We start from the raw sequence: 14,573 nt of genomic DNA on the forward strand, positions 1-14,573 counted from the left end.
TTATTGGGGACTCCGCTGTCGGCCCTACAACCGAGCCCCGCCGCCGGCGCGGGACCGGCTTCGAAGTCTCTGACCCGAAACCGTGACATCCCCCACAACTTCACCCTACCGCCCCCCATACCCGGCACTGCCAGCCCCCGATGGCGGTACAATCCGGCATCACTTCATTTATCGTGCGACAACCGACATCGGGACAGCCACCCAGTGCCTAGCAACATCAGTCTGCTGACTTACGGCCTTGCCGGACTCGCCTTCGCACTGATCAGCGTGCTGCTGCTGTTCCGTTGGCGGATCAAGCCGCTGGGCCCCAGCCTCACGCTTGCCTGCGGCACTACCGCGGCCTGGGCGCTGAGCATTGCCCTTGGCACGCTCCCCGATTACCCGCCGCTACGCCTGATTCGCGTGATGGAACTGTTGCGCAACGGCGCCTGGCTGTTCTTTTTGCTGCAGCTGCTAAGCCTGCAGCATGGTGACAGTTCCTGGCGCTGGCATGGCCGCCAATGGCTGCGGCCTTTTCTGCCCTTGATGCTGCTCGTGCTGGCGCTGCAGCTGGCGCCCACCCTGCCTCCGGGACTGCTTTCCCGTGCACTACTGGCACAGCACCACGACCTCATGCTCTCGGTCTGGCTGGTGCTGGCCATTGCCGGACTGGTGCTGATCGAGCAGCTGTACCGCAACGCGGCCAGCGGCGAGCGCTGGTCCCTGAAGTTTCTCTGTCTGGGTCTTGGCGCGCTGTATACCTACGATTTTTTCATGTATGCCGAGGCGCTGCTGTTCCGCCAGCTGGACGCCCAGCTTTGGCAGGCCCGGGGGCTGGTCGCGGCCCTGGTGACGCCCTGGCTGGCCATCGGTATCGCGCGCAATACCCAGTGGCGCATGGATCTGCACGTGTCCCGCCACGTGGTGTTCCACACGGTGACGCTCATGGGCACGGGCCTCTATCTGCTGGGCATGGCCGTAATAGGCTATTTTATCAAGTATCTCGGGGGCACCTGGAGCGGCGTGCTGCAGGTGGGCTTTCTCGCTGCCAGCGGCGCGCTGCTGGTCAGCCTGCTGTTTTCCGGCAAGCTGCGCGCACGCCTGCGCGTGTTTCTGTCCAAACATTTTTTCAGCTACCGCTACGATTACCGCGACGAATGGCTCAAGTTCACCCGCGCCCTGGCCAGCCTGTCTGGCGATGTGGCGGAGGGCATTATCCGCACCATGGCGCCGCTGGTGAGCGGCCGCGCCGGTCTGCTGTTCAGCACCCCGCCCGGCGACACACCGCGACTGCTCGCACACTGGCAAATGCCGCCCCCGCAAGGCTGCCGCGAGGGTCTGGGCAACCTGCCTGCCTGGGTGGCAAAAAGCGACTGGGTGGTGGACCTGCGCGAGCGACGTCAGAGCCCCGACCTCTACGAGGGACTCGTGCTACCCGAGTGGCTCGAAAGAACTGGCGATCTCTGGCTGATTATTCCGCTGGTGTTCGGTGAACGTCTGGAGGGCCTGTTGATGCTCAAGGGGTCCGACTTTAAGCACAGCCTGAACTGGGAAGACCGCGACCTTCTCAAAACTGCCGGGCGCCAGGCCGCCAGCCACCTCGCCCAGCACCTCGCCAGCCAGGCCCTGGTGGAAGCCAGGCAGTTCGATGCCTTCAATCGACTCTCCGCCTATGTGGTGCACGACCTGAAAAATATTCTCGCCCAGCAGTCACTGATCGTGTCCAATGCCGCCAGACACCGCGACAACCCCGCCTTCATTGATGACATGATTGCGACTGTGGAGAACTCCGTCACCCGCATGCAGCGACTGATGGAACAGATGCGTTCCGGTGTGCGCAGCGGTAGTGCCGAACTGGTCAGCGTGGCACCGCTACTTGCAGAGGTGATAGCACAGCGCGCCAGCACACAACCCGCCCCCATCGCCGAGCTGAATCCAGCTGCCAGCTGCATTGTGGAAGCCGACCGCGAGCGCCTGGCGACCGTTTTCACCCACCTGGTGCAGAATGCCCAGGAAGCGACCGACTCCGAGGGTGAGGTACGCGTGCGACTCGACGACTGCGACGAGCAACGTGTCAGCATCGACATCATCGACACCGGCCGGGGCATGGATGAAGACTTTCTTCGCACCCGATTGTTCCGCCCCTTTGAATCCACCAAAGGCCTCACCGGCATGGGTATCGGCGTCTTCGAGAGCCGCGAATATATCCGGCAACTCGGCGGCGACATAGACGTTGAAAGTACACCCGGCAAAGGCACCTGTTTTACCGTGCAGCTCCCGGTTGGCCAACCAAACGCGCTAAAGGACACATAATGGGAAAAGACAGCAACAAGCCACTACTGGTTGTGGAAGACGATAAAGGCCTGCAAAGCCAGCTCCGATGGGCTTTCGACGGCTACGACGTCGTCGCCGCCGGCGACCGCAGTGAAGCTATTGCCCTGCTGCGCCGCCACGAGCCCGGCGTCGTCCTGCTCGACCTCGGCCTGCCACCGGACCCGGGCGGCGTGACTGAAGGCCTCGCCACCCTCGGCGAGATACTGTCCCTGGCGCCGGAAACCAAAGTCATCGTGGTAACGGGCGACAATGACCGCAAGAATGCCGTCAAGGCCATTGCCGGCGGCGCCTATGACTTTCACCAGAAGCCTGCCGATGCCGAACTGCTGGCCATGCTGGTAAATCGCGCCCAGCACGTCTACGAGCTCGAAATCGAGAACCGGCGCCTGCAGAAGGCCGACCAGAAAGAGCCCCTGTCGGGCATCATCGCCACCAGCCCGGAAATGCTCAAGGTCTGCCGCACGGTGGAGAAGATCGCGCCCACCGACATTACCACCCTCCTCCTCGGTGCCTCAGGCACGGGTAAGGAGCGATTTGCCCGCGCCCTGCACGAGCTGAGCCCCCGCGCCGGCAAGAAAATGATCGCCATCAACTGCGCTGCCATCCCGGAAAACCTGCTGGAGAGCGAGCTCTTCGGTTACGAGAAGGGTGCATTCACCGGTGCCAGTCAGACCACCCCCGGCAAGATTGAGTATGCCGATGGCGGCACCCTATTCCTGGACGAAATCGGCGACCTGCCCCAGGAACTGCAGTCCAAGCTGCTACGCTTCCTGCAGGAGCGAGTGGTGGAGCGCGTCGGCGGACGCAAGGAAATTCCGGTGGACGTGCGCATTATCTGCGCCACGCACCAGAATCTGGAGGAGCACATTACCGATGGCCGCTTCCGCGAGGATCTGTATTACCGCGTGAGCGAAATGACCATCAAGATCCCGGCGCTGAAGGATCGCACCGGTGACGCCCTCGTGCTGGCGAAGTCCTTCCTGTCGCGCTTTGCGGCCGAGCACGGCACCGGTGTGAAAGGCTTTGATGCATCCGCCACTGCAGCCATTGAGGCCTACGCCTGGCCGGGCAACGTGCGCGAGTTGGAGAGCCGCATCAAGCGTGCGGTGATCATGGCCGACGGCAGCCAGGTGTGTGCCGAGGACCTGGAGCTGGAAGATGTTGCGATAAACAGCGCAAAAGATCTGCCTCTGAACCTGCGTCAGGTACGCGAGACCGTCGAGCGGGAAACCATTCAGCGCGCCATGACCCATGCCGATGACAACGTGTCGGACGCGGCCAATTTACTGGGAATCACGCGGCCAACGCTTTACTCAATGCTGGATAAATATGGCATGAAGGGCCGCAATGGCAACTAAGGTAATGGAATCAGGGGCGCGGTATTCGCGCGTGCCCCCCGAAACCAATAAACTCAAGCGTCGCAACTAGCGCAGACTGTCCAGCAATTCACGCGCCTCTGCTTGCTGGGGAAAGGCCGCTCCCCCGGCCAGGCTTTCGAGGACACGTACCGCATCTGGGGTTAGACCTGCGTCAAGCAAGATCAACGCACGATGGTATTCAAGCTCGGGCCCCATCCGCTCACCGCTACCCAATATCCGGTCACTCAGCATAAGCGCCTCTTCAACGTTCCCGAGCGAGCGCTGAACCATGGCAAGAGTGTCCAGCATCTGGATATCGCCCGATGAATGTTCGACGGCTTTCTGCGCATAATCAAGGGCTTTTTCCGGCGCTGTTTCCCTGCTCAACCACGCAAGGTTATTCAGCACCGTGGGGTTTTCCGGTGCGGCAGCAAGAAGAATCTCATAGTGCTTGCGAGCCGCGTCGTTATTGCCAAGCACGAGTTCTCTGGCAGCCAATTCGTTTCGTATGACATTGTCATCCGGGTTGTCCTGCAACCAGTTTTCCAGAACTGCCTTCCCCTCCCTCGGCTCACCCTTCGCCCACTTGGCCGATGACAGGAGAAGCAAACTCGCTCTCCCCGGATTGGTGTCGAACAATCGCTGAAATAAGCGCTCTGCATCAGCCGGTCGTCCCTGCGCGAGCGCGAGCCGCCCCTCGATGGCCATTACCATGGGCTCTTCACGAACGGCCGAGGGGAGCTTCTGAAGTTCGCTGAGTGCTCTATCGAGTTCTTCTTCGGCCAGCAGAATCTCCACGAAAAGCTTACGCAGCGCCACGTTATCGGGCGCTGACACCAGGGCTTTTTCGACCAGTTCCGCTGCCTTCTGCGGACGACCATCGAGTTGCTCGATGCGCGCGACCTGCGCCAGCGTAGCAGGGTCTTCTGGACGTAACCTGAGCATCTGCCTGCCACTGGATGCGGCGGAGCTGGTTTCCTCCTGTGCCAGATAGCTTCTGGCCAGCAGCTGGTGCAGATCAAACTCGTCGGGGTACTCCGCGCGAACGGCTTCCAGCAGCCGCGTTGCTTCCTGCGGCCGTTCCTGGCCCAACCGATAGCGAGCCAGTGCGAGACGTGGTTCCAGAGCTGAGCCATCCGCTGTCACTGCCTGTTCCAGCGCGGCAACCATTGCGGCCATATCTCCCGCCTGCTCCTCAAGCACCGCAAGATTCATCAGGGTTCTCGCGTCTCCAGGATGGGCCTTGAGCGCCGCGTTAAAATACGCCCGGCCCTCATCGAACCGGCCGGCACGTAATGCAAGGATCGCGAGCCCGCTATTTGCGGCAATATTTCCAGAATCATTGGCGGTGACCGCTTCAAAAAGCTTTTTCGCCTTCGCCTCATCGCCCAGCTGTAACGCCACGCCTGCAGCGAAAGCTCGTGATCGATCTTGATCTTTGGCAACAGTGAGATATTCAGCGACTGCATCGCGCGCAGACCTCCCGTCGCCCTGAGCGAGATACAGTTCGATAAGCCGCTCCCGAAGCGACATATTCCCGGGATCCATTGCCACCGCCTGCTTCAGGCCCTGGGTTCCGACTTCAGCTTCACCCGACATCAGCTGGGCCGCACCGAGCCCCGCACGATCCTGTGCGGAGTCTGGCAACAAGGCTGCAACCTCCTGATATACCTGTGCACTTTCCGCATACTGGCCCTGAGAGGCCAGCGCCATCGCTAAAATACGCATTGCCGCTATATTCATACTATTCTCCTTGAGCACTTCGCGCGCCATTCGCTCAGCAGAGCGCGGGTCATCCTGACGCAGGGTGAGGCTGGCGAGTTGCAGGCGCGCAGGCACGTTGCCTGGCTGATCTCTCACAAGCTTCGTCAGCTGACGCTGGCCTGTTGCAAGATTACCTTGTTGAATATTAGCGGTGGCCGCAATGTAAAGCGTAGCGGCGTGATTTGGCAGAACGCTCAGCACCTGAGACAAGGCCTGCAGTCCCTCCTCGTACCTACCCGCCTCGACAAGCATACGACCTCGGGAAAAGTTTACGCCCGGATGGTCCGGCATCACCTTCTCAAGCTCGGCAAGCCTTTTACTCGCTGCATCAGTATCGCCGAGCTCGATGAGAGAAAGGACTAAACGAAGCCGCTCCGTCATGCGGAATGGGTTAATGTCAGCGGCTTTTGCATACCACTGCGCAGCGCTGGCAAAGTCTTTCTCGAAACGCGCGACATCGGCCCGAAGGCTCCAGGCTTCATCATTCTCCGGAAACGCTTCCGTCACGCGCGCCAGAATTTCAGCACCGTCGAAGGTGCCCGATCCCTCACGCAGCAGAAGCAATGCCTCAGTGACCTGCACGTAGGGATTATCGCCGTCTATGCTGAGCGCCCGATCCAGGGCCTCGCGCGCGGCGTCGAAATCCCCATTCAAAGAGTGGGCACGGGCCACCGCTGCCTGGTAGCGTGCATCTTCTGATCCCGGAGGACTTTCGCCGGCCTGTGCCGCAAGCAGCGATCCGGTTTCGCCCAGTTCCGCACGGGCCTGTGCGTAACGCACGTGGCTTTCAATACCCCCCTGATTTTCGACAGCACGACGGAACTCAGTGACGGCGGCTGCCGGATCGCGCTGGCGCATGTAGGCTTCTCCGAGCAGCAGCCGTGCCGCGCCACTGTCCGGATTTTTCTGCAGCGCGGTTTTGATATCCACCGTGGCCGCATTGATGTTGCCAGCTTCCAGGGCGGTGCTGGCACGGGCAAGTAGCTCCTGTTCTGTCTCGGGTGAAGAGCAGGCACCTAGAAATGCGACCGTGAGGCAGGCGAGCAGAACGGCGGTGATGCGCGGACGCATAGGACTTCCTTTACGGAGAGGCTGTTATCATGAGACTAAATCATCCGACATAGCGTTCCAACGCAATACTCGCCCCATCTGCCAGGACGTGAGGGCGGTCACGCGACGCGTGAGACGGCGCCCTGTGTGGCGCTAACGCCCCGCGAACCCGCTTCCGCCGTCTGACGGGTCATGGACTCACCAGGATAGAGAACATCAATGAACTGCGCCTTCACGGCATCGTAGCAAAGCCGGAGGTCATCAGGGATATCCCGAACCAGGTCATTGATATTTGCGTAGTAAGGTGCCCGCACGCCCCGAAACTGGAAATCCTCACCGACACGTTGAAACTGAACGCCGATACGCCCGAGAATTTTTGGCAGAAACGGCTCCATAATGGCAAACAGGTTGGGCCGAGACTGAATGTCGGCCACTGCCGCCGAGGCCAGGAACAGCGCGACGGCGATCAGCGGGAAGGTGCGGCGCTCTTCGTCGTTGAACAGAAAAGAGTCGTGGGCACCGAACTGGCTTGCGTCTTCCCCGCGACGACGCCGAAATGCCCCGTCGACCGCGAGCCGCGATATCTCGCAGATTTCGCCGCGCGTCTGGTCGAAACGGCGCATGAAGTCCGCATCGATCGCCCCCCCGCTATGCAGTTCCATCGGCAGGCGGTTATCGCCTTCCACGAACACCAGCCGCACACAACCCGCCGGGCGGCCTGTCTCCTTGTGCGTGACAAGGCAATGGGCCGACTGGTTATCGAACTCATCCGTTTCCTGCCGGTCTAGAAACGCTTCTATTGGCTCGTAGCCGAATTCCTCGCAGTAGACGCGGTAGCGCACCGCATAGACTGCCTCTTTCTCAGCCGGCGTGAGTGCCAGGGACAGCTCAAAATACCGCGCAAACTCCATGAACAATGAGGACGTTCCCGCCGACTCTGTTTCGCTGCCCATGCTTTGCCCCTACGCCGGATTACGGCATTTTAACCTTCAATGTAGAGCTTACTCCGGCGCTCCCGGTGAGTAAACCAGGGACAGCGGTGGTTTGGCGCCATAGTCTCAGCGCAAGTGCCAGCTAGCGACATGCCCCCAACTACTACAGGTTTAGCAGCAAGTTCGTGGATTTTTTGTGCCAATCATGCATTGCACTGAGTTTTAAATCGCATAAACTGTGACGCACATCACACAATTTCAGCGCAACCCATGCGTGTACTTCACATTCTGCACCCAACCCCGGAGTGCCTGCCAGTGACAGTGTCCTTATCCAACGATATTTTCGATGACTTTTTTCATCAATTCACCGTGGAGCCGGTCGTATCGCGCGCGCAAATGCGCGAGGTTGGCCGCCTTCGCCACCACGTTTACTGTGAGGAATTCGCTTATGAGCCGCCACGACCCAGCGGTATCGAGGCTGACCAGCATGATGGACACTCACTGCACTGCCTGGTGAGGCATAACCGCAGCGGCACGCCTGCGGGCTGCGTGAGGTTGATATGCGCCTCCGAAGAGCACACTCTCGCGCTGGAGGATTACTGCCTGCCTGCGATGCACCTGGATCACATGAGCGCCCTCAGTGAGCGCAGGCACGCACTGTGCGAATTCTCCCGACTTGCCGTGGCGCCCGGTTTCCGCATCCGCAGACGCCTGGGCGACAGCGCGGTACAGACCGGGGTTCCCGCGGAGTGCCTCGACGACGAACGCGCCTGTTACCCACTGGTCACCACGGCCACCTTTCTCGCCGCGTTTGCCACTGCTGATACCGTTGGCCGCTCGAACGTTTTCGGGATGATGGAGGCGTCCCTGCCCCGCCTCCTGCGCCGCGCAGGGATCGCTGTGCAACCCGCAGGGGACTTCATGGACTACCACGGGCGTCGCGCGCCACATTTTGTCACCGTGGAGGAGGCCGTTTCCGGGATGCGCCCAGAGGTGCGACAGCTATATGAGCGCATCCACGATGCGGTATCCGCAAACCCGGTCGTCTCCGGCACCGCCGCCGTCGCCTGACGATGGCCCGGGCGTCAGCGCTCAGCGCGAGTGAACATACCGCAGACGGGTAAGCGGCGGTGTTCGCAATGCGCCTTGACCTCCGTATACTCGGCGATACACGGAAAAAGGCGATGACAGCATGACCAGAGCGGAAAGCCGCCCGTCCCATGACACCGCGTGCCGCAGCACGTGGCTGTTTTTATCGGTCTGTCTTTTTTGCCTGCCAGTGACGGGCAGCGACCTCACGGGAGACGAGCTCGCACGCAATGTCTACGAGCGGGCGGATGGGCAGGATGCCGTTATCGCCGGCAGTATGACGCTGCAGGGCGAAAACAGCCGGATGCGGGTACGCCGGACCTACACCTATCAGCTTGAGGGTGAAAACGGCAATAACAGGGCCCTGATTCGCTTTACCGAGCCCGGCAATATTGCCGAGACGGGGCTGCTGGTCCACAACCACGCGGATGGCGACAGCGATCAGTGGCTCTATCTGCCGGCGGCGAAACGGGTGCGGCGGATCAGCAGCGACAATCTCGGTGGCAGCTTCGTGCAGTCCGACCTGTACTTCGAGGATCTGCAGGACCGCAGGCCGGAAGAGGACACCCACATTTACCTGGGCACGGAGGAGATGGCTGGCTCGCAGGTCCACAAGCTGGAAAGCATCCCCGTTGACGCCTCGAGTTCAGCCTACACCCGCCGCATCAGCTGGATACATCCCCAGACCCTGGTTCCGGTGCGCATCGATTTTTTCAAGGGCAGCGAGACTCCCATCAAGCGCTTCGAGGTGCTGCGCATCGAGAACATACAGGGCTACTGGACAGTGATGGCGAGCAGGATGACCACGCTGCGATCGGGCCACCAGACGCTCATGCAGGTGGATGCCATCACCTACGATCAGGCCCTGCCGGAGGATCTGTTCAGCATTCGTGCCCTCTCGGACGTGTTCTACGAGCGCGAGTTCCGGGAGTAGCAGCGCCATGACCCTTCTGCGCAACACGGCACTGTTTGCGCCTCTGGCCTTCCTGTTCACGTCCGCTGCGATGGCCGCCAGTACCACGGTAAGCCAGGTGGCTATATCGGGAACCGGAAACGAAGCCGTTTTCCGCTTTACCGTCTCCGCGGAAACGCCCGTCCGCACTTTCATGCTGTCCGAACCGCTGCGCGCAGTAATTGACCTGTCGGATGCCTCACTCAGCGCCTCGGACGTGTTCTACCCCGCGGCAAACCAGGGACCGGTGCAGGGATTCCGGCATGGCCGCCAGGCCGATGGCCGCCTGCGGCTGGTTCTGGACCTGAGCGAACCTGTCGTGATGAAGAGACTGGCCGATCAGCCGCTCGCCGACAATGCGCAGAGGCTGTCTTTCCAGATTCTTGCCACAGACGCCACACTGGATGTGGCTGCGCGGGCTGCACCCGAGAAAACGGCACCTGCTGCCGCCACGCAGGACAAGAATGAGCCGGTTGCAGATAATGGCGATGGCGATGGCAGGGCCGGACCCGCTGATAGCGGTACCCTGAGTACCGATGTCATTGACGACGACGCGTCCGGGACGGCCCCGGCAACCACCTTTGTCTTCGGCGGCACCCCTGAAACTAGCCCCGCCGGCCCGGCCGCCGGCGCCGCCTCCCCGGGCGAATGGGATCTGCAGCTGCATCGCGGCCTGGTGGAAAGCGGATTTCTGTACGACGACGCGCGGCCGGCAGATGCCGTCGCCAACCTCCAGTTCATTACCAGCGCCACCCGGACGCTGCAGAACGGTCTCGAAATCCGCCTCGGTGCCCGCATCGACGGGCAGTACGAAACCGGCGGCAGCGACAGCCTGCAGCACCTGGAAGTGGAATACGATGAAAGCTGGCTGCGCTATCGCGCCGACGATTGGCGATTTACCGTGGGCACGCAGAAAATCATCTGGGGCCGCAGCGACGAGATTGCGCCAACAGATCGTCTCAGCACCCAGGACTTTACCCGGCTTCTTCTCGACCAGCGCGCAGACCGGCGTCGCGCGAATCCGGCGGTACGCCTGGAGTGGTTCGGGGAGGGCTGGAATGCCGATTTTGTCTGGCTGCCTATTTTTCGTGAAGGCGAGCTGCCACAGCGCGACAGCCTGTGGTACCCGGTGGATGCCGACTCCGGCAGCATTCTCGGCCTGCCCGATGCCCCGCAGCTCTCGGCGCTGGTCGGCAACGCCACGTTTAACGAGGGCGCATCCGGAGACGGCGGTGGTGGCATTCGCATGAACCGCTTCGGGCGCGGCGTCGACTACGCGTTTTCCCTGCAGCGGGTGCGCAACTCCCAGCCCTATTTCCGCCTCGACGAGTCCCTGCGCCAGGCGCTGCTGGCGGGTACCGGCCCGATGCCGGGTGCGGCCTCGCCGCCCCTGGCCTTCGATGCAGTATATCCGCGCTCCTGGGTGGTCGGCGGCGATGCCGGCTTTGCGCTGGATGCCTGGACCTTCCGCGTCGAGGCGTCCTGGTCCAGCGACATGCCGGTCACGCGGGAAAACCTGGCCTTCGATACGGTGTCTGCCTGGCACTGGCTGTTGGGCGCCGAGACCTTTCCCGGCGATGGCGACCTTCGACTCACGGTACAGATCGCCGGCATGCAGATGCAGGATGCCGGCGCCATTCTGGACCAGGATTCCACACTCACCCTGCTGGGTGAGGTCACCGCGCCCTTCGCCGCCAACCGCTGGCGCGCCAACCTGCGCTACTGGATTGGCGTTGAGCAGAAGGAGACCTACCTCAACCCCGAACTTGTCTGGACCGCCATGGAGCCACATGAATTCTACCTGGGCATGCACCTCTTTGACGGCAAGAGCCGAACCATCGGCGGCTTTTACGAGGCGCGCGACATGATTGTTCTCGGCTGGCGCGGTCGCTTCTGATGGGCTGGATGCTGCACAGACCCCGGCTCGCACTCGCCCTTCTCGCCCTGCTCATTCTGCTGCCCGGACCGCTGCTTTTACAGGTAAAGCTGGACAATGCACCCGAGGCCTATTTTCCCGAAGATGCCCCCGCTGTGCTCCTCGATAGGGAGCTGCGGGAGGAGTTTCCACAGGATCAGGTGCTGGTGGCCCTGTTCCGGGGCGAAAATCTATACAGCGCGGCGTTCCTTGAACCACTCGACCGCCTGGTGCAGGGCCTGGAGGCCAACACCGCCATCGACCGGGTTCTCGCGGTCACCACCGTCGACCAGATACGCGGCACCGCCGATGGCTTTCGCGTTGAACCGCTGATCGACCTGCAAGAGCAGCCCCTGCCCGCCGCCGATACCCTTCGCGACCGCGTGCTCGGGGATCGCTTCGCACCGGGCTTGCTGGTGTCTGACAGCGGCGACACAGTGGCGCTGATCATTCGGCCCCACCCCATGGAGACCAGCCTGCAGCGCCTGCAGCTGGAAGGCTTGTTGCGCGACAGCGTTGCACAGGAAGGACTCACACCGCAGCTGGTGGCGGTGGCCGGGCATATTGCGCTGGACGTGGCGCAGCTGCGAGCGATGATAAAAGACCTGGCAACGCTGATTCCCGGCACGCTGGGGGTCAGCCTGCTGCTGCTCTGGTGGCTGTTCCGGCGCGTGCTGGTGCTGGTGGTGGCCACCGCCACTATCAGTGCGGTGACCGGCCTTGCCATGGGCCTGCTGATTCTGATGGGCAAGCCCTTCACCCTGATTTCCGCCATTATTCCGCCCCTGCTGACGGCCCTCACCGTGGCCATGCTGATGCATCTGTTCAATGCCATTCTGCACGCCGCCTACCGCGGCCTGGATGGCCCGGAGCGAATGCGGATCGCCCTGGCTGCCGTCGCCTATCCGATTCTGTTTACTGCCCTCACCACCGCTGCGGGACTCGCGTCACTGATGGTGAGCCCCATCCGGCCCATCGAGACCTTTGGCCTGGTAGCGGCCCTCGGGGTACTGCTTGGCGCCGTGATTGTTGTCTTGCTGCTGCCCGCCATCATCCTGCGCTGGGACAACAAGCCCTGGACCACGCGCCAGCACGGCATGCGCTGGCTGGACCGCTTCACCACAGGCTCCACGCGCCTCGCGCTGCGCCATCCACTGGGGGTGATCGCTGCTGCCGTATTGCTGATGGCAGTGGCCATCCCGCAGATTCCGAAACTGCAGGTGGAAACCGACCTCTACAGCTTCTTTTCGGAAGATCACGACATTACCCGCGCCACGCGCATGGTGGAGGACAGTCTGTCCGGCGTGATGGCGCTGGAAGTGGTGTTTGACGGACCCGACTTTGACAGCCTGATGGATCCCGAGCGCTTACGGGCACTGGAGCGGGTACAGACCTGGCTGGATGAACGCCCGGAGGTGGATTACAGCCTGTCGCTGCCAGACCTGATCGGTGAAATGCACTGGGCCTTCAATGGCGAGGAGCCGGCCTTCCGCACGGTGCCGGACAACGCCAACCTGATCGCCCAATACCTGCTGATCTACGACGGCCACGACCTGTATGAGCTGGTGAACCGGGACTTCACCCGGACGCGGCTGGTGCTGAACCTGAACGCCCACGGTGCCGGCGAACTCAACGCGCTCATGCGGGATCTCAATGCCGAGCTTGCGGCCAACCCCCCGGTGGACATGACCTGGAACTACGCCGGCATGGGCCGGCTGTTTGCCGACCAGGAACGCCTGCTGATTCAGGGCCAGATCGACAGCGTCAAGGTGGTTGGGGTGCTGGTGCTGATTCTCATGCTGGTGATGTGGCGTTCCGTCAGCCTCGCGGTGGTGAGCATGATCCCCAACCTCGCGCCGGTGGTTCTTATCTTTGCCCTGATGGCGACCTTCGGCATCTGGCTCGACATGGCAACGGCGATGGTGGCAAGCGTGGCCGTGGGTATCGCCCTTGACGACACCATTCATATTCTTCACGGCTACGTGGAGCGGCGGCGCGTAGGCGCATCCAACACCTGGGCCATTGCGCGCACCCTGCGACAGCGCGGGCGCGCGGTTATCGGCACCACGATGATCCTGGTCGCGCAGTTCATGCTGCTGGCGGCGTCGGGCTTTCAGCCCACCAGCGTTTTCGGCTGGCTGACCGCCTTCGGCCTGCTGGTCGCGCTGGTGTTCGATCTGCTCGTGCTGCCGGCAATTCTGATGGCAGCCCGCAACTATCTGCCCGCGCGGCCAGTCGCCGGGAAAGCGGCGGTGGGCTGACCTGGCGTGATCACGACGGGCGCCCGCCCGCCGTCAGGTCGCTTTGCGGGCCTCCGCCTCGCGCTTCTGCTTGCGCAGCATCATCCTCACTATCCGGAACATCACCCACTGCAGGGGATTGCGGTTGCCCATGGGGCGCCAGGTCCTGATGAGGCGATTGCGGTAGGCATCAAAGTGCAGGCCATGCGGCGCGGTTACCACATCCCCCCGACCCAGCATAACCTTCAGGGCATTGGCGCAGGCCACCCCGGCGGCGAGCTCAATGCCCATGACGATGGAGGGCACCTTTCTGCTGTTGAAGTCCACTGCAGAATCCGGCGTGAGGTAGTGCCGCTGCTGCATGGAGGGTGAGACACCGATCATGAACTTGATCAGCTTGTCCTCTTCGCTGCTCACATCCTCGAAGCAGAAGTAGTCCTCAAAGCTCATCTCGCCGGGCATGAACACCAGCATGGCGGTCCCCATGCCCATGGGCGCCGCGGTAATCGCCGGAATGCCCAGCTCATAGCAGCGCGCAAACACCTTGCGCCGGATATCCAGTGCAAAGAAGTCGAGGCTGTCCATGTACAGGTCGACGCCGTCGAGAAAGTCATCCAGATTCTCCGCCGAGACGCCCTGCCCGAAGATGCGGACGTCGGCCTCGGGATTGATGGCCTGGCAGTAGTCCCGCATGACATCGACTTTTTCCAGGCCAATAGTGCCCATGTTGGCGCCATACTGCCGGTTGAAGTTGGCCAGCTCAAAGCTGTCGAGATCGGCAATGGTGAAATTGCCGACGCCAGCCCGCGCCAGCGTCATGAGGTGCGGGCCGCCAACGCCGCCCATGCCCGCAACGGCAACGCGCTTTGTGCGCAGCAGCGCCTGCTCTTCCCGGCTTACCCAGCCGATGTTCCTGGAAAAGGCCTCGAAGTAATCAAATGCTGTATCCATACCGACTCC

9 protein-coding genes are annotated in these 14,573 nt (G+C 62.0%); 6 read left to right on the plus strand and 3 right to left on the minus strand.

Annotated features, from left to right (window positions below; translation table 11 throughout):
- Positions 1-204: 204 nt before the first annotated feature.
- Both prsK and prsR read left to right on the plus strand, forming a co-directional pair.
- The gene (prsK, locus tag EV688_RS13705) at positions 205-2,292 is read left to right on the plus strand and encodes an XrtA/PEP-CTERM system histidine kinase PrsK (RefSeq protein WP_240624416.1); all 2,088 of its coding nucleotides are present in this window, start codon (positions 205-207) and stop codon (positions 2,290-2,292) included.
- Positions 2,292-3,671, plus strand: coding sequence for a PEP-CTERM-box response regulator transcription factor (gene prsR, locus EV688_RS13710; RefSeq protein ID WP_117319062.1), 1,380 nt, complete (start codon positions 2,292-2,294; stop codon positions 3,669-3,671). The genes prsK and prsR overlap by 1 nt, the downstream gene beginning before the upstream one ends.
- Positions 3,672-3,737: 66 nt before the next feature.
- Here the strand turns inward: prsR and prsT are convergent, their stop codons facing one another.
- Together prsT and EV688_RS13720 are read right to left on the minus strand one after the other, a co-directional pair.
- Positions 3,738-6,506, minus strand: coding sequence for an XrtA/PEP-CTERM system TPR-repeat protein PrsT (gene prsT / locus EV688_RS13715; protein WP_117319060.1), 2,769 nt, complete (start codon positions 6,504-6,506; stop codon positions 3,738-3,740).
- Positions 6,507-6,604: 98 nt separating this feature from the next.
- Positions 6,605-7,438 carry a PEP-CTERM/exosortase system-associated acyltransferase gene (locus EV688_RS13720; RefSeq protein ID WP_117319059.1) on the minus strand — a complete coding sequence of 278 codons (834 nt, stop codon included), beginning with the start codon at positions 7,436-7,438 and terminating at the stop codon, positions 6,605-6,607.
- Positions 7,439-7,732: 294 nt separating this feature from the next.
- On the opposite strand from EV688_RS13720, the gene EV688_RS13725 reads away from it, so the two are divergent.
- From EV688_RS13725 to EV688_RS13740, 4 genes are all read left to right on the plus strand, one after another.
- Complete coding sequence (locus EV688_RS13725) at positions 7,733-8,488, plus strand: PEP-CTERM/exosortase system-associated acyltransferase (RefSeq protein ID WP_162883965.1); 756 nt, start codon at positions 7,733-7,735, stop codon at positions 8,486-8,488.
- Positions 8,489-8,609: 121 nt separating this feature from the next.
- Complete coding sequence (locus EV688_RS13730) at positions 8,610-9,440, plus strand: outer membrane lipoprotein-sorting protein (RefSeq protein WP_117319056.1); 831 nt, start codon at positions 8,610-8,612, stop codon at positions 9,438-9,440.
- A 7-nt stretch (positions 9,441-9,447) separates the two neighbouring features.
- Positions 9,448-11,355 (plus strand): AMIN domain-containing protein, encoded by a 1,908-nt coding sequence (locus EV688_RS13735; RefSeq protein WP_162883964.1) that lies wholly within the window; start codon positions 9,448-9,450, stop codon positions 11,353-11,355.
- Positions 11,356-11,363: 8 nt separating this feature from the next.
- On the plus strand, positions 11,364-13,634 hold the full coding sequence (locus tag EV688_RS13740; RefSeq protein WP_240624415.1) for an efflux RND transporter permease subunit: 2,271 nt from the start codon (positions 11,364-11,366) through the stop codon (positions 13,632-13,634).
- 33 nt (positions 13,635-13,667) lie between these two features.
- Here the strand turns inward: EV688_RS13740 and EV688_RS13745 are convergent, their stop codons facing one another.
- Positions 13,668-14,564, minus strand: a complete 897-nt coding sequence (locus EV688_RS13745; RefSeq protein WP_117319053.1) for a ThiF family adenylyltransferase — start codon at positions 14,562-14,564, stop codon at positions 13,668-13,670.
- Positions 14,565-14,573: the final 9 nt, after the last annotated feature.

Source organism: Chromatocurvus halotolerans, assembly GCF_004340525.1.
In the GTDB taxonomy this organism is placed as follows: domain Bacteria; phylum Pseudomonadota; class Gammaproteobacteria; order Pseudomonadales; family Halieaceae; genus Chromatocurvus; species Chromatocurvus halotolerans.